This is a genomic window from Lacrimispora sp. (genome assembly GCF_036758025.1).
Lineage (GTDB): Bacteria > Bacillota > Clostridia > Lachnospirales > Lachnospiraceae > Lacrimispora.
Map to the genome: position 1 here is coordinate 114884 of NZ_DAIOXM010000007.1, position 16874 is coordinate 131757.

16 protein-coding genes are annotated in these 16874 nt (G+C 46.3%); 15 read left to right on the plus strand and 1 reads right to left on the minus strand.

The features are described 5' to 3' along the window. Positions 1-6 precede the first annotated feature (6 nt). The 8 genes from V7M78_RS08350 (at position 7) to V7M78_RS08385 (ending at position 8457) form a co-directional block, all read left to right on the plus strand. Positions 7-765: a hypothetical protein gene (locus V7M78_RS08350; RefSeq protein WP_333648352.1), complete on the plus strand. Its 759-nt coding sequence runs from the start codon at positions 7-9 to the stop codon at positions 763-765. Positions 766-926: 161 nt separating this feature from the next. After that, complete coding sequence (locus tag V7M78_RS08355; RefSeq protein ID WP_442914636.1) at positions 927-1106, plus strand: putative ABC transporter permease; 180 nt, start codon at positions 927-929, stop codon at positions 1104-1106. A 417-nt stretch (positions 1107-1523) separates the two neighbouring features. Beyond that, a complete protein-coding gene (locus V7M78_RS08360; RefSeq protein WP_333648354.1) occupies positions 1524-3071 on the plus strand; it encodes a serine/threonine protein kinase in 1548 nt (515 codons plus the stop codon). Beyond that, positions 3068-3688 carry a hypothetical protein gene (locus tag V7M78_RS08365; RefSeq protein ID WP_333648356.1) on the plus strand — a complete coding sequence of 207 codons (621 nt, stop codon included), beginning with the start codon at positions 3068-3070 and terminating at the stop codon, positions 3686-3688. The genes V7M78_RS08360 and V7M78_RS08365 overlap by 4 nt, the downstream gene beginning before the upstream one ends. A 104-nt stretch (positions 3689-3792) precedes the next feature. Beyond that, on the plus strand, positions 3793-4041 hold the full coding sequence (locus tag V7M78_RS08370; protein ID WP_333648358.1) for a hypothetical protein: 249 nt from the start codon (positions 3793-3795) through the stop codon (positions 4039-4041). Positions 4042-4553: 512 nt separating this feature from the next. Continuing rightward, the gene (locus V7M78_RS08375; protein WP_333648360.1) at positions 4554-6218 is read left to right on the plus strand and encodes a glycosyl hydrolase family 18 protein; all 1665 of its coding nucleotides are present in this window, start codon (positions 4554-4556) and stop codon (positions 6216-6218) included. Positions 6219-6258: 40 nt separating this feature from the next. Next, the gene (locus tag V7M78_RS08380; protein ID WP_333648362.1) at positions 6259-7683 is read left to right on the plus strand and encodes a metallophosphoesterase; all 1425 of its coding nucleotides are present in this window, start codon (positions 6259-6261) and stop codon (positions 7681-7683) included. Positions 7684-7761: 78 nt separating this feature from the next. Beyond that, positions 7762-8457, plus strand: a complete 696-nt coding sequence (locus V7M78_RS08385; protein WP_333648364.1) for an N-acetylmuramoyl-L-alanine amidase — start codon at positions 7762-7764, stop codon at positions 8455-8457. A gap of 54 nt (positions 8458-8511) precedes the next feature. On the opposite strand, the gene asnA is transcribed toward V7M78_RS08385, so the two are convergent. Continuing rightward, positions 8512-9519 (minus strand): aspartate--ammonia ligase, encoded by a 1008-nt coding sequence (gene asnA, locus V7M78_RS08390; protein WP_333648366.1) that lies wholly within the window; start codon positions 9517-9519, stop codon positions 8512-8514. Between the two features lie 182 nt (positions 9520-9701). Here asnA and V7M78_RS08395 point away from each other — a divergent pair, with 182 nt between their 5' ends. The 7 genes from V7M78_RS08395 to V7M78_RS08425 all read left to right on the plus strand — a co-directional run bounded on the left by V7M78_RS08395 (position 9702) and on the right by V7M78_RS08425 (position 16873). Continuing rightward, on the plus strand, positions 9702-10763 hold the full coding sequence (locus V7M78_RS08395) for an L-threonylcarbamoyladenylate synthase (protein WP_333648368.1): 1062 nt from the start codon (positions 9702-9704) through the stop codon (positions 10761-10763). Positions 10764-10966: 203 nt separating this feature from the next. After that, positions 10967-11461 (plus strand): deoxycytidylate deaminase, encoded by a 495-nt coding sequence (locus tag V7M78_RS08400; protein ID WP_333648370.1) that lies wholly within the window; start codon positions 10967-10969, stop codon positions 11459-11461. A 1-nt stretch (position 11462) separates the two neighbouring features. Beyond that, on the plus strand, positions 11463-13268 hold the full coding sequence (locus tag V7M78_RS08405; RefSeq protein WP_333648372.1) for a B12-binding domain-containing radical SAM protein: 1806 nt from the start codon (positions 11463-11465) through the stop codon (positions 13266-13268). Then, positions 13223-13900: an endonuclease III gene (nth, locus tag V7M78_RS08410; RefSeq protein ID WP_333648374.1), complete on the plus strand. Its 678-nt coding sequence runs from the start codon at positions 13223-13225 to the stop codon at positions 13898-13900. Before V7M78_RS08405 ends, nth begins: the two co-directional genes overlap by 46 nt. A gap of 1 nt (position 13901) precedes the next feature. Next, a complete protein-coding gene (locus V7M78_RS08415) occupies positions 13902-14618 on the plus strand; it encodes a 3'-5' exonuclease (protein ID WP_333648376.1) in 717 nt (238 codons plus the stop codon). 173 nt (positions 14619-14791) lie between these two features. Next, positions 14792-16294: a VanW family protein gene (locus V7M78_RS08420; RefSeq protein ID WP_333648378.1), complete on the plus strand. Its 1503-nt coding sequence runs from the start codon at positions 14792-14794 to the stop codon at positions 16292-16294. A 9-nt stretch (positions 16295-16303) separates the two neighbouring features. After that, positions 16304-16873 (plus strand): AIR synthase, encoded by a 570-nt coding sequence (locus V7M78_RS08425; RefSeq protein ID WP_333648380.1) that lies wholly within the window; start codon positions 16304-16306, stop codon positions 16871-16873. Position 16874: the final 1 nt, after the last annotated feature.

The following is a 16874-nucleotide window of genomic DNA, read 5'->3' on the forward strand; positions in this document are numbered from 1 at the left end:
TAAAAAATGATTGTACATCAGGTTTTTGCACAAATTTATAATGAGGAAATAAAAAATATTATTGTTTGTAATGATTACGAAATGGCTAACTGGCTGACCAGAGCTTCCTATGGTGATGAGGCTTTTGCTGTTGACTGTTTACAATATCCTTGCGGTATTGGCGACAAGTATTGCGATGGGATATTTTATAGGATTGGAGAAGATGGAAAAGAAACTATAATCAACTATGTTCCGACTGCCGAAGAACAGGTTAAAATTGTTGACTCTCAGATTTCTCATCTATCAAAAATAACTGGAATAGGCGTGGAGGCAGGAATCACCATTCAGCCTACTCTAGAGGAGTTAAAAGAAGTAAAGAGAGTAGAGGTAAATGCAGCCTGCGGCCAGAATATTTGCAACGGAATCACCGTGGAGCTGTCCACCGGCTTTGAGCACTTCAGCCTCTCCCAAACAGACCAGCTAAATCTTCTTGGTCTTCAGGCGCAAATCGCCTTAGGAGTGACACAGATCATCTACCATGCGGATGGACAACCCTGCTGTTTCTATCCAGCTTCTGACATTACTCTCTTAATTGAAAAAGCCATGTTCCATGCCTCATACCATACTACATATGCGAATAGTTTAAGGGCGTGGATTGATGGAGCAGAGATGAATAGTGAGTTGGAGACTATTTATTACGGGGCTGACGTGCCAGAGGAGTATCAATCTGAGGTTCTAAAGGCTTATCTGGCTCAGATCACAGCCATAACCGATGGAACAGAATGATGAAACAGATCTTTAAATACTTATTCCTCTGGTTAGTTGGAGGAACCTCTTATATAATTATAGAATTGAGCTTTAGAGGCTCCTCGCATTGGACTATGTTTATTCTTGGTTCCTTTTGCTTTATTGCATTGGGTCTAATAAATAAATTAATTCCATGGGAAATGCCACTTTATAAGCAGATATTACTTGGAGATATAATCGTAACTATTCTTGAATTTATAACTGGATACATAGTCAATATCCAATTTGGTTGGGGAGTTTGGGATTATAGTCATATTCCTGGAAGTATTATGGGGCAGATATGCCCTTTTTTTGTGCTCTGTGGCTGCCGTTGTGTCTGACAGGTATCGTGTTTGATGACTGGTTAAGATATTGGATATTTAACGAAGAACGGCCACATTATACTTTATTTTAAACGATATATGAGACATGAATAATTTACAGGGAATAGTTGAGTTCATCACTCTTCTATTCCCTATTTTTTACGATTAAAAGTGCATTTTTGTCGGTTTTTTATTCCGTTATAAAGTTCACCTCATCAACGGCCTTTTCGAATCATTTATTAGCAAAACAACAATATCTCCATATTCTCATCTGCATAAAAAGTTCTGCCGCTGTTGCAATTTCAAGCACAGGAATCCAATTCTCTAAAGATATAGCCTTTGTTTAAGTAGTTCATTTTATAAATTTTAAAAGTTTAACAGAAAATAGTTGAAAAAAGTCACAAACTATACTACAATGTACCACAAGAGATGATATTGGACAGGCAAAAGGAGGTGGCTGCAGTCAGCAGCGTTCTTGACCAAAAACTGTTTGGAAAATATCAATTATGTAAAATCCTGGGAACCGGCCGGGCAGGGACTGTCTTTCTGGCGGTTCATCTTGGGCTTGAAGAGTACCGCGCTATCAAGCGGGTGCCTAAAAGCTTTCTGAATTATGAACACATCAGGCATGAGGCACTGGTCCTCAAAGAACTTCGCCATCCTGGAATCCCAATTATTTACGACGTAGAAGAAGATGAATCTTACAGCTATCTGATTGAAGAGTTTCTTGCTGGTAACTCTCTATATGACCTTGTAGAAAAACAGGGCCATCTTTCACGGGAACTGACCATTTACTATGGAATTCAGCTATCCCGTATCATCAATTACCTGCATATCGCAGGATCAAACCCCATATTACACTTAGATTTACAGCCGAAAAACCTGTTGCTGTGCCACGATACCCTGAAGGTGATTGACTTTGGATTTGCCGCTTCTCTTGCTGATGCCAATATGTCGGGAGAGCGGTACGGAACCGTGGGATGTGCGGCTCCGGAACAGTATTTAAAGGATGGAGTGCTGGATGAAAGAACAGATATCTATGCCATTGGTGCTGTCCTCCATTACCTTTATTCCGGAACATTTCCTGAACTGCCGTATGTGCCGGCACCCTCCATGGATGCTGATCTGGCCGCAGTCATAAACGGATGCGTTCAATCCCGTCAGGAAGACCGTTTTTCATCGGCACAGGAGCTTAAGGAACGGCTTGAACAACTTGGCAGCACAGGAACGGCTGCAAAAAACAGTCTACAATCATCATCTCTTATCATTGCTCTTGCAGGGAGCAAATCTGGAGCCGGGGTGACTCATATCGCCATCGGCTTGTCTGTTTATCTTAAAAATCACGGATACCCCAACCTATTTACAGAAATGAACGACTCCGGCATGGGAACCGGACTGGGAGCATTTACGGGTGCAGAACGGGATCAGTATGGCCTGATGCAGTACCGGGGCTTCCTATGGAAACCATATTACGGGCCGGGCGTAAAGCTGAAGGAGCCGCCGGTAGCAATACGGGTTCTGGACTATGGAACCGATGTGGAACAGGCTTTGTTAAAAAATCCGGATGTTCTGATTCTGGTATGTGATACCAGTTTATGGAGCAGACAAGTGGCCTGGGAGGCAGCAGCCCGGATTATTAAAGGAAATGTACCTTATAGAATTGTATATAACCACACGGACAAGAAAACCAGGATCAGGCTTCCTGAAGGGGCTGACCCTTCCTATTGTTTCCGGGCACCCTATGATTCCAACCCTTTTGAGGCAGGCCCTTTATTCAGGGATTTTTACAAAGTGCTTTTAGAGGGAATATGGGGTCATAAAAGCAGGAAGGAAAACGGCATGAACAGGGTTTTAAAGAAGATTAAGGAGACTTTGAAACATGCCCTTAAACAGATTCTTAAGTTAGGCCGTACACAGGCTCCCCAAGGTGGTTTGCGGTTTAAGGAAAGATACCCTCCGTCTGGAAAGGATAAAGCCCAATGAAAGGAACGATAAAAGCACTATGGAAAAGCCTGATTCCCCATAAGAAACCGGAGGATCAGCAGATCATTGGGATCATAGGAACCGGTCTGGGCGTTGGGGTGACCCATTTGGCGGTCATGACAGCCGGGTATTTAAGTGGAGTCATGAGAAAGCGGTGTGCCGTTTTAGAGTGGAACAGCCATGGGGATTTTCTGCGCATGAGAAAGATGTGCGGGAAAGAGAAGGATTTGAATGGAGGCTGCCGGATTCTGGAAGCGGATTATTACGAAGGAGCCGGGATAGACACCTTATTATTGTGTAAAAAGTCCGGATATCAGGCGGTGATTGTGGATTACGGAACCGTAAGTCAAAGCAGTCTGAGAGAATTTTTAAGATGTGACAGGCAGTTTGTTCTTGGGAGCTTAAGTGAGTGGCAGATGGAGGCGTTTCTGGAATTCGAAGGAAAGAGGGATAAGACCGAAAAAAGCTGGGAGACTCTCGTGACCTTTGGAAGCGAGGAGGCCAGAAAAAACATGGAAAAAAGGCTTAAAATTCCTGTACGGAGAGTTCCGGTTTCAGTAGACGCTTTTGCTGTCACCGGAGAAGCCATATGCTTTTACCAGCAGTTTTTCAAATGACGGGAGAGGAAATATGTCACTACAGCTTTCCAGTGGTCTTCTCCCGGATATGATGAAAGCTGAAAGGATTTACAATACAAAAAGAGAAATACAGGGGAAAATGGATGAAAAAAGAGCAAAACCAGGCTTTAGGTCAGGAACTCACAAAAGAGGAACAGTGCCTGGCCGGGCTGAAAAGGTATCGTGAGCAGGGGATCACCATTTGCGTTGATGGAGAGGAACTGCCGGAAAAGGACTGGAATAAAATATTTGAGGTAAGGGAGGATAACAGCTTCTATATGGCTGATTACATATCCGATGAGGAAACCGGAAAACTCAAAGAAATAAGATTTGACCGTGTTTATAATAAGTAATCAGCCTCATATTTAAAAAGGGGCGCATCCGGGATACCATCTTCAGCCTTAAGCTGGTCAACAGGTGCGCCAGGGCGGGATAGGGGAAATTGCAAAGTAATGAAAATGTAAATTCCAATTGGGGAGAAGTGTGGTATAATCTCCATGAAAGCAATGAGCAGTGCGAAACGGAATGGAGAAGAATTTTCGTTGTGCTCGCACATAAGAAAATTCTTCTGCGTTCTGTTTCATAGGGCGAATGCCCGTGAGCGAACGAGTCCGCAGGATTCGTGAGCTCCACTGCGGACTTGGCCAACAATACCCATAAATTCACAAAGCCACAGAATTAGCAACCCGCACTGCGGACTGGACCGACGCCCATAAATTCACGAGTCCGCCGAATTCATGGACTGCACTACGGAATCGGCCAATGTCCATAAATTCACGAGCCCGCCGAATTCATGGTCCCCACTGCGTACTCGGCCACCCCAAAAAGAATTCATTCCACACATACATGCCTAGGAGGAAAACAGATGAAGAGGAAAGCAATGCCGGTTCTGGCAGCGCTGGGATTAATTTTATTAATAATTGCAATATTTTTCGGTTACCGTTTCCTAGACCGTTTCATCCCCTCAAAAGAACCGGCTGATCTATCACAACTGCTGGGAGTAAAGGAAAACGAAGTAGCCCTTTATTTAAACGAAACCCTGGAAGAAGAAAAAGGACTCTACCTCCAAGGCCAAACATACCTCCCTATCGAATGGGTAAATCAAACCTTAAACGAACGCTTTTACTGGGACGAAAACGAGAAAATCCTGGTATATGCCCTGCCAGACACCATCGTCTACGCAGACCACACCACCCTGGGCTCTTCCGGAAAGCCCTTAATATGGGTCAATGAGGACGGCGTTTACCTATCCATAGGCCTGATAGCCAACTATACAAACATCCGCCTATCCACATACGACCAAGACCTACACAAACGCATCTTCATCAACAACCTCTGGGAGCCGGAAAACAAAGCAGCAGCAGTCAAAGAAGGCAGCATCCGGGTAAAAGGCGGCGTAAAAAGCCCTATCATAACCGAAATAACCCCTGGTTCCCAGGTCACAGTTCTGGAATCCATGGAAAAATGGGATAAAGTACGCACCCAGGATGGCTTCATTGGCTACATAGAACGCAAGCGTCTCGGAACCGTCACCAGCCAGACCCCGCAAAGCACCTTCACCCCTCCAACCTATAAAAGCATTTCCATGGAAGAGCCAGTCTGCCTTGCCTGGCACCAAGTAACCAGCCCGGACGGAAACGCTTCTTTCGACAAAGTAATCGCCAACACCAAAGGAGTCAATGTAATTTCCCCCACCTGGTATGAACTCACCGACAATGAGGGAAGCTTCCGCTCCTTAGCCGACACAGAATATGTAAAGAAAGCCCATGAAAAAGGCCTTAAAGTATGGGCTCTCATCAACAACTTCAGCACCGACGTAAACACAGAAATTCTCATGTCAAAAACCTCTGTCAGAAGAAAACTGATCGAAGGCCTTATGGCAGAAGTGGAGCGCTACAATCTGGACGGACTGAACCTGGACTTTGAAGGAATCAAGGAAGAGGCCGGAGTCCATTACGTCCAATTCATCCGGGAACTATCCATCCCATGCAGAGAAAAAGGAATCGTCTTATCCGTAGACAACTACGTTCCCACCGCAGGCACCCAGTTCTACAACAGAAAAGAACAGGGAATTGTAGCCGACTACGTGATCATCATGGGATATGATGAACATTATGCCGGAGGAGATGCCGGTTCTGTAGCTTCCATCGAATATGTGGAAAATGGAATCAAAAATACCCTGGCCCAGGTACCAAAGGAAAAGGTGATCAATGCCATTCCCTTTTACACCAGAGTATGGACCGAAGGAGACGACGGAAACACCACTTCTTCTGCCCTTGGCATTGAACAGGCACAGAAATGGATCGATGAAAACCAGATAGAACTGTACTGGCAGGAGGAGCTGGGACAGTATTACGGAGAATTGCAGTCAGAAGAAGGCCTTAAAAAAGTATGGATGGAGGAAGAGCGCTCCATCGGTCTGAAAATGGATTTAATCAAAGAATACGATCTGGCAGGAGTAGCCTGCTGGAAGCTGGGATTTGAGCCATCCGGGTTGTGGGACCAGGTACGGATGGATCAAAACGAATAAGAGCGAATAGGAGAAATGGGAGAGACAGGATGGTCAGGTTATGAAAAAAAAGATAGTATTGGCAGCAGTTTTGACAGCAATCTGCATATTTGCAGGCTGCTCTTTCAAGGAGCCGGAACCAGAAAGCACAACAGCAGAAAGTACGGTACCTGCAGAAACCACAACAGAGGAAACAACAGCAAAGGAAACAACAGAGCCGCCCTCCCAGGAAGAAACCACGCCGGAAGAAACTTCTGAGCCAGAAATCAGCGGCAGCCGCATCATCATCGCCACTGACATGCATTATCTGGCAAGGGAACTGACTGACTTCCAAAGCAGCTTTACGAATCGTGTAGAGCACGAGGATGGAAAGGTCATGCAGTACGTTTGGGAGATTACAGATGCATTTATCTATGAAGTAAAAAAAGAAAATCCGGATCTGGTAATTTTAAGCGGGGACTTAACCTACAATGGAGAATGGGAAAGCCATATTGAGTTTGCCGAAAAGCTGGAGGAGATTGAAGAAGCCGGAATCCCTGTCATTGTTATTCCGGGAAATCATGATATCAACAACCGCTATGCAGTCCGTTTTTCAGGAGATTCAGTCCAGGGAATTGAGTCCATAGAGGCCGAGGACTTTGAAGACATTTACCAGAACTTTGGCTACAACGAAGCTGTCAGCCGCGATTCCGCCTCTTTAAGCTATGTATACCAAGTCAATGACTATACCAGAGCCCTGATGCTTGATTCATGCCAGTACTATCCCAGAAATCTGGTAGGCGGAATGATAAAAAATGATACATACGATTGGATTGAAGAGCAGATGGAAGAAGCGTGGAACCTGGGAATGAACGTGATCCCAGTGGCTCACCACAACCTCCTTGATGAAAGCGAGGTCTATCTGGAGGACTGCACCATTGAACATAGTGAGCAGCTGATCGACCAGTTAGAAAGCTGGGAAGTGCCCCTGTTTTTAAGCGGCCACCTTCACGTGCAGCATCACATGCGGTCTGGCGAGGATTCAGGAATTTACGAAATAGTCACCAGTTCCTTAACCACACCGCCCTGCCAGTATGGTATTCTGGACTACGGAGACGACGGCAGTTTCCAGTACCATACAAAGGCCCTGGATATGGAGGGCTGGGCAAAGCAGGCAGGAGTCACCAACAAAGAGCTTTTAAATTTTAATGAATTCGGAAAACAATTTTTAAGCAAGGTATTTTATAACCTGGCCCAGGATGAATTTAAGCGCCTGGATTCATTAAAGAATCTGACTCCCAACCAAAGGGAACAGATGGCAAAAGTCTATGCGGAGCTGAATGTGGCCTGCTCTTCCGGAAAAGTGTTTGAAATCCGGGATAAAGCCATGGCGAAGAACGGCTACAAGCTATGGATGGATGAGGGATATCCAAGCATCCTGTCCCAGTATCTGGAATGGATCGTCAGAGACGGAACAAAGGACTACAATGTTTTGACAGGGGAATAGAGGGAAAGTCATGGGAACGGTTCTTTTTTAATTCGCAGAAAGATATAATTCATTAAGAAAATATATCGGGTAGAAAATGTGAAATTAAAAAGATGGGAACCATTTATGGCAGTGCTTTTGCTGGTATTGGTATACATAATATCCAGCCGTGCCGGAAAAATGGCCGCAGGAATCAGTGTAAAGACAGGAAAAGAAAAGCCTGTGGTGGTGATAGATGCAGGACACGGAGGAAATGATCCGGGCAAAATCGGGGTTGACGGAAGTCTGGAAAAGGACATCAACCTGCAGATAGCCAAACGGCTGCAAAAGTATCTGGAAGCCTCTGACGTGGAAGTGATTTTGACCAGGAAAGATGATAACGGCCTATATTCTGAAAAGGACAGCAGAAAAAAGGTGGCGGATATGAATAAGCGCTGTGAAATCATCAACAAGGCAAAACCCGCTCTAACGGTGAGCATTCATCAGAACAGCTATCACCAGGAGGAGGTTTACGGAGGACAGGTATTTTACTATAAACGGTCGGAAAAAGGAAAGAAGCTGGCTGAAATCCTGCAAAAAAGATTTGATTATGTGTTGGGAGAGAAAAACACCAGACTGGCAAAGCCAAATGATAATTATTTCCTGCTTTTGCATGCAAAGACTCCTATTGTCATTGTGGAATGCGGTTTCCTGACCAACTGGAAGGAAGCGGCTCTTTTGAATACAGAGGACTACCAGGACCGGATGGCATGGACCATCCACATGGGGATTATGGAATATTTAAATGGAAGATAAAATTAAACGGTCATTGCAGCAATACACCTCTGCGATGACCGTTTTTTATTTATTTTAAAGAAGAAAAATTTTGTGTTCCCTGCACTCCTTGCGCATTTGGGCGGGCCAGATGCTGGCCTGAACCTCTCCCACGTGGGCACGGTCCAGTAAGAGCATACAGAGACGGGACTGTCCGATGCCTCCTCCGATGGTGTAAGGCAGTTCCCCATTTAACAGCATTCGGTGGTATGGAAGGCCTTGGCGGTCTTCGCAGCCAGCCTTTACAAGCTGTTCTGCCAGGGATTTTTCGTCTACACGGATTCCCATGCTGGAGATTTCCAGGGCGCAGTTTAAATTTTCGAACCAGAAGAGGATATCTCCGTTTAACTGCCAGTCATCGTAGTCAGGGGCTCTTCCGTCGTGAGGCTCTCCGTTGCTTAGTTTCTCTCCGATTTTCATGAGGAAAACACAGCCGTATTCCTTTGTGATGAGGTTTTCCCTCTCCTTTGGAGTCTTATCAGGGAAACGGTCCTCCAATTCCTGAGAGGTGATGAAGGTAATGTCCTCCGGAAGCTGTTTGACTGCATTGGGATATTTATACCAAACCTCATGCTCCATGTGCTTGATGATCTTAAAAATGGTGCGGACGGTATCCTTTAAGGTATCCTCATTCCGTTCCTCTTTGGTAATGACCTTTTCCCAATCCCACTGGTCCACGTAGCAGGAGTGGAGATTATCCATTTCTTCGTCCCTGCGGATCGCGTTCATATTGGTGTAAAGCCCTTCGCCGGGCTGGAAACCGTATTCATAAAGGGCCATGCGCTTCCATTTAGCCAGAGACTGAACCACTTCAATGGTTTCACCGGGAATGCCTAAGAGATCAAAAGCTACCGGACGCTCCACGCCGTTTAAGTTGTCATTTAAACCGCTGCTTTTTTCCACGAACAGAGGGGCTGAAATACGTTCCAGGTTCATTTCTTTTCCGAATTCCTTCTGAAACGTATCCCTTATGTATTTGATAGCCTCCTGGGTCTCCCGTACGGAGAGCCTGGGGTCGTAACCTTTGGGTATAATCAGTGCCATGTGGTATTCCTCCAAAATAAAATGTTTTTTTAATGGTATCATTATTATAGAAATCCTGCAACCATTGTTTTCTTCATAATTCTGGAAAATCAAGTTTAAAACCCCATACAACGGTAAAAAAGTTGCATGGTCACTGCCCCTGTGATATGATTAGGAAAGCGAAAAGGAAAGAGCTGAGACACATGAAAACAGAACGAATTATAATAGAAAATAAAGAACATCCGGAGGAAGAATTATTAAAAAAACCTGCGGAAATATTAAAAAACGGCGGTCTGGTAGCATTTCCCACGGAAACAGTCTACGGCCTGGGAGCCAACGCCTTAAATGAAGAAGCGGCGAAGAAAATTTACGAGGCAAAGGGAAGACCTTCCGATAACCCTTTGATTGCCCATATTGCTGATTTCGACGACTTGATTCCCCTGGTTTCCCAGGTGCCGGAGTCCGGAAAAAAGCTGATGGAAGCCTTTTGGCCCGGCCCCCTGACCCTTATTTTCCCAAAAAGCAGGCTGGTTCCCTATGGCACCACAGGCGGCCTTGATACAGTAGCTGTGCGTATGCCCGCTGACCCGATTGCAAATGCTCTCATACGCCTTGCAGGAGTTCCGGTGGCAGCGCCCAGCGCCAATACCTCCGGGCGTCCCAGCCCTACCACAGCAGATCACGTGTGGCAGGATATGAACGGGAAAATAGACATGATCCTGGATGGAGGGGCGGTGGGAATCGGTGTGGAATCCACCATCATTGATGTGTCGGGGGAAGAACCTGTCATATTAAGGCCCGGCGCCGTCACTCAGGAAATGGCTTCCAGCGTCCTTGGACAGGAAATCCACTTAGACCCTGCCATTGCCTCAGGCCCTATGAAGGCTGAAGTCAAGCCAAAGGCGCCGGGAATGAAATATAAGCATTATGCCCCCAAGGCAGAACTGACTCTGGTAGAGGGAGAGATGGAAGACGTGGTGAAGACCATTAACCATCTGACAGAGGATAGGCTTTCCGAAGACTTCCGGGTGGGAATCATATGTACGGAAGAAACCAAGAACAGCTATCCTAATGGTATTGTCCGCAGCTTAGGAACCCGGACAAAAGAAGAGACCATAGCCCACAGCCTTTATTCGGTGCTGAGGGAATTTGATGATCTGGAAGCGGATTATATTTATTCCGAAAGCTTTTCCAAGGATCATTTGGGACAGGCCATTATGAACCGCCTGGTAAAGGCGGCAGGATACCATATTATCAGAACATAAAACGTGTTCTGATAATCGGATGGACGGTGCTAAAACCGGCATCTTTTATGAAAAGCCAAAAGCAACTTCTCATAAGCTATATTATGAAAACAAAAAGGCGTTTTCATAATCGGATGGACGGAGCAAAAAAGCGCACCTTTTATGGAAGTTGAAATATAACTTCTCATAAGCTATATTATAGAAACGTAAAAGGAGAAACGGATATGTCTGGAAAGAGAGAAGATTACATTACATGGGACGAGTATTTTATGGGAGTGGCCCTTCTTTCGGGGAAGCGTTCCAAGGACCCCAGCACTCAGGTGGGTGCTTGTATTGTCAGCCAGGATAATAAGATTTTATCCATGGGCTACAACGGATTTCCTCTGGGCTGCTCTGATGATGAATTTCCCTGGACCAAGGAAAGTGAACAGGAAGACCCCTATAATTCCAAATATTTCTATTCCACCCACAGTGAATTAAATGCTATTCTTAATTACAGGGGAGGAAGTCTGGAAGGCAGCAAGCTTTATGTGACCCTGTTTCCATGCAATGAATGTGCCAAGGCCATTATACAGGCTGGAATCAAAACCGTTGTATACGGCTCGGACAAGTACGCCCATACTCCGGCTGTCAATGCCTCCAAGCGGATGATGAATGCAGCAGGGGTCCGTCATTACCAGTACGAGTCCACGGGAAGAAAAATAGAGATCGAGGTTTAATATGAAGTTTTTATTGGCGGCTGTCAATGCCAAGTATATCCACTCCAATCCGGCCATTTACAGCTTAAAGGCTTATGCCAAAGCCCATGGGAAGGAACGGGAACTGGAGGATGGAAGCTTTCAGATTGAGACCGGGGAATATACCATTAACAATCAGCCCGATGAGGTTTTAAAGGATATTTACAGCCGGAAACCGGATGCAGTGGGATTTTCCTGCTACATCTGGAACATTGCCTTTGTCTTGGAACTGGTCCGGGACCTTCCTAAGGTTCTCCCTCATGTGGAGATCTGGCTGGGAGGTCCTGAAGTGTCTTATGACGCCTCCCGGATTCTGGAACAGGAACGGTCGGTTTACGGGATTATGACGGGAGAAGGGGAGGAAACATTTTTAAAGGTAGTACAGGCTTATTTAAAAGGAAACCAGTCTCATAACAAGGACAAGATTTCCGCCCTCTGTACCATAGACGGAGTGGCGGTGAGAAATGAAGATGGGGCTGTCATTGAAAATCCTTTAAAAACAGCAGCGGACATGAGTTCCATCCCTTTTCTGTACGAAAGCCTGTCAGGCTTTGAAAACCGCATTATTTACTATGAAAGCAGCCGGGGCTGTCCATTTTCCTGCAGTTACTGCCTTTCCTCCCTGGATAAGTCGGTGCGCTTAAGGGATACGTCCCTGGTTTTAAAGGAGCTGGATTTTTTCATTGAAAAAGGGGTTCCCCAGGTGAAGTTTGTGGACAGAACCTTTAATTGCAGCAGGAAACATACCAGGGAAATCTGGCGCCATATTATAGAACACGACAATGGGGTGACCAACTTCCACTTTGAGATTTCTGCGGACCTTTTAAATGAAGAGGAACTGGAGCTGATGTCCCGCATGAGGCCGGGGCTGATCCAGCTTGAAATCGGGGTTCAGAGCACCAATCCCCGCACCATAGAGGAAATCCGGCGGAAAATGGATTTGACTCTGTTGAAAAATGCGGTAGCCCGCATCAACAGCTTTGGAAATATCCACCAGCACCTGGATCTGATTGCAGGTCTTCCTTATGAAGACTACGAAAGTTTCCGAAATTCCTTTAACCAGGTCTGGGATATGAAGCCGGAGCAGCTCCAGCTTGGCTTCTTAAAGGTGCTGAAAGGCTCCTATATGGCAGAAATGGCAGAGGAATACGGCTTGAGATTCAGGCAGAAGCCGCCTTATGAGGTGCTGTCTACCAAATGGCTTAATTACGGTGAGGTTTTAAAATTAAAGGCTCTGGAAGAAATGCTGGAGGTCTACGGAAACAGCGGCCAGTTCCGGCTTACCATAAAAGAGCTTTGCAGGGAATTTGAAACGCCTTTTGACCTGTTTGAAGCCCTGGCCGGATATTATGAGAACCAGGGGCTTTTTGGGATCAGCCACAGCCGCATGGCACGGTATGATATATTGGAGCAGTTTATTGGAACCCTGGTGCCGGAAAAGCTTCCCAAGTACCGGGACCTTCTGGTATATGACCTTTACTTAAGAGAGAATTTAAAGAGCCGTCCTTCCTTTGCAGCAGACCAGGAACCCTTTAAGGACCGGGTGAGGGCATTTTTTGCAGAGGAAGCCCTTTCCTTCCGCTACTTAAAAGAAGGATACCAAGGCTATGAGGCAAGACAACTGATCAAAATGGCCCACATCGAGGTGTTCCGGGATGGAAGGGCAGTGCTTTTTGATTATAAGAAACGGGATGCCTTATCCCATAATGCAGCAAATTATGAGATTGGCATATGGAGGAATGAATGGCAAGAAAAGAAACAAAAGCAGAGCAGAAGGCCAGAGTATTAAAGGTGCTGGAAGCTCTTGACCGGGAATATGGAACAGAATACATCTGCTACTTAAACCACGAAACCCCGTGGCAGCTTTTAATTGCAGTTATTTTAAGCGCCCAGTGCACCGATGCCAGGGTGAACATGGTGACAGTGGATTTATTTAAAAAATACGATTCTCCCCAAAGCTTTGCCCAAGCGGATTTAAAAGAGCTTGAGAAGGATATCCACTCCCTGGGCTTTTATCATATGAAAGCAAAGAATATCATATCCTGCTGTAAGGATCTGGTGGAGAAATTTGGCGGAGAAGTGCCCTCTACCATAGAGGAACTGACCTCCCTGGCAGGAGTAGGACGGAAAACAGCCAATGTCATCCGGGGAAATATCTATAACGAACCCAGCATTGTGGTGGACACCCATGTGAAGAGGATTTCCAGAAAACTGGGCTTTGCAAAGGCAGAGGACCCGGAAAAGATCGAATTTGAGCTGATGAAGGTGCTTCCAAAGGAGCATTGGATCTTATGGAATATCCACATCATCACCCTTGGAAGAACCATCTGCGTTGCCAGAAGCCCCAAGTGCGGGGAATGCTTCTTACGGGAACTGTGCCCAAGCGCTATGCCGGCGAAGGCTGGAAAAGGAGAACATTAGGGTGGTATCATCTTATATTGCGGTGGATTTGGAGACAACGGGCCTGGACCCGAAACTGGATAAGGTCATTGAGATTGGTGCGGTACGGGTACTGGACGGACAGATAAGGGAAGTTTTTGAAACCTTTGTAAATCCTCACCGCAAGCTGGAGGAAGAGGTGGCAGCCCTTACGGGAATCAGGGATGGTCAGGTGGAGTCTGCCCCGGAAATCGAAGAAGTGATAAAGGCGTTTCTGGAGTTTGCAGGAGACCTGCCCCTTTTGGGCCATCATGTGATCTTTGATTACAGCTTTCTAAAACGGGCTGCAGTCAACCAGGGCCTTAACTTTGAGCGCCGGGGAATTGATACCTTAAAGCTGGCCAGAAGGTTTATGCCTCCTGAGAAAAAGAAGAACTTAAAGGCAGCCTGTGAATATTTCGGAGTGGAAATGAATTTAAGCCACCGGGCTTTGGCAGACGCCAGAGCGTCCCATTTTCTCTATCAGGAGATGGTAAAATGCCATGGAGAGGAAGAATTTTCCGTATTTGGTTCTCAAGACCTAATTTATAAGGTGAAAAAGGAGCAGCCTGCTTCAAAAAGGCAAAAAGAACACTTGCAGGATTTATTAAAATATCATAAAATAGTTTTATCTGTGCAGACAGACCATTTGTCCAGAAATGAAATATCCAGAATTACGGATAGAATCATAGCACAGTATGGAAGAATAAGAGAGAGGTGATACGAAATGATGAATTTTAACAATAGAAAAAATAAAAAAATTTTATCTGCGGCCATGATTGCGGTAGTAGTTCTGCTGATAGCTTCAATGGTAGTTCCCGTGCTGCTGAGCGTCCTGTAAAATCAGGAGAACCGGAGATACCGTATTGACCCAGCAAGCAATGAGGAATGAATATGAAAAAGAAAATATTGTCAATGAGCCTGGCAGCAGTGATTTTGGCGGCGGGAATAGGAGTTCTTTCCCCCATCCATGCCATGGCTGATTCCCTTCCCGATGGGATTTATGTAGGAGAACACAATCTGGGAGGCATGACAGAAGAGGAGGCCGGTCAAAAGATCCAGGGGCTGGTAGATGAAATGGAAGGCCAGAAGATCACCCTGGTGGTAGACGGACAGCCCGTGGAAACCACGGCAAAGGAACTGGGATTTCACTGGAGTAATCCGGAAGCAGTATCCCAGGCCGCATCAGCCTGGCAGGGCGGAAATTTAATCAAGCGGTATTTAAATAAGAAGGACATTGAAAAGAACCATGTCATCATTCCTCTGGAGACAGCTCTTGACGAGGGAAAGGTGGCTGCTTTTGTGGCAGAAAAGTGCGCACCTGTGGAGACAGAGGCAAGGAATGCCACCATTGTCAGACAAAACGGCGCCTTTGTGGTGACTCCGTCGGTCATTGGAAAGTCCGTGGACATCGGAGCCACAAAGCAGGCTCTTGACGCGGCTCTTGCTGAAGGGCTTGATGAGCCTGTCAATGCGGTGGCTGTGATTGAAGAGAAAAAACCTGGTATCCTGACAGAGGATCTGGCTTCCATTCAGGATGTGCTGGGAACATTTTCCACCAGTTTTGCCTCCAGCGGCGCTTCCAGGTCTACAAACTTAAAGGTTGGTGCCAACAAGATCAATGGACGGGTGCTGATGCCGGGAGAGACTCTTTCCGGTTACGAATGCATGCATCCCTTCACCGTGGCTAACGGTTATGCCACTGCGGCGGCCTATGAAAACGGGCAGGTAATTGACAGCGTGGGAGGCGGCGTATGCCAGATTTCCACCACTCTTTACAATGCAGTGCTCCGGGCAGAGCTTGCCGTTGCCCAGAGGCAGAATCATTCCATGATCGTAACTTATGTAAAGCCCTCCGAGGATGCTGCCATTGCAGGCACCTACAAGGACTTGAAATTTACCAATAATTACAGCACTCCTATTTTTGTGGAAGGAAGCATTTCCGGAAAGACCCTTACCTTTACCATATACGGCAAGGAAACGAGACCGGGAAACCGCACCTTTGAATTTGTTTCTGAAACTTTAAAGGTTACGGACCCGGGAGCTCCCAAGGAAATTGTAGATCCTGCCATGGCTCCGGGCAGCAGAAAACAGGTCCAGTCGGCACATACAGGAATCAAATCCAGACTTTGGAAAATCATTTATGTTGACGGCGTGGAGCAGAGCCGGGAGATTCTCCATACGGATACTTATAATCCTTCAAAGGCCATTATAAGAGTGGGGCCTGCGGCACCTGTAACGGTTCAGCCTGTACAGCCGGGAGAAAGTGTTCCTGTACCTCCAGGAGAAAGTGTGCCTGCAGAGACGCCTCCGGCAGAGCTGCCGCCTGCGCCTCCGGCAACATCGGAGGGACCGGGAGACGAATCCTCCCAAGGCCCTATAGGACCGGGAGTTTAGGAAAGAAGTATGAGACGGATTGAAAGAGAAAATACAGGAACCATGAAGCCTGGGCAGGATATTGTGATAGCAGGATATGCCGGGCTTTGGGGAACTGTAGAAATTGTAAAACATAAAAAAGATGACCTGCGTCAATGGTTTTCTGAGGATTATCTGGACCGGATACTGGAAAACGGGTCCATGTCCTTGGAAGGAAACCTGGAGAAGTGGGAAAAAGCCGGAGCATCAGAATGTGAGGCGGCGGGAGAAGGCGGAGTGTTAAAGGCCCTTTGGGACTTATCAGGGGCGTATATGACCGGAATCTGTTTTTCCCTTGGCAAAATCCCGGTTAATCAGGCAACCATCGAAATCTGTGAGCGGTACGACTTAAACCCGTACCGCCTTTTCTCTACCGGCTGTCTGGTCCTTTTGGCTGACAACGGAGGAGATCTGGTATTAGCTTTAGAGAAAGAAGGAATAACCGGGGCTGTCATAGGCAAGGTGACGGACGGAATTAAGAGGATTATCACCCATGAAGAGAGCACAGGCTATTTGGAGCGGCCCTCAAGGGATGAGATTTATAAGGTTTTGGCAGAATGAG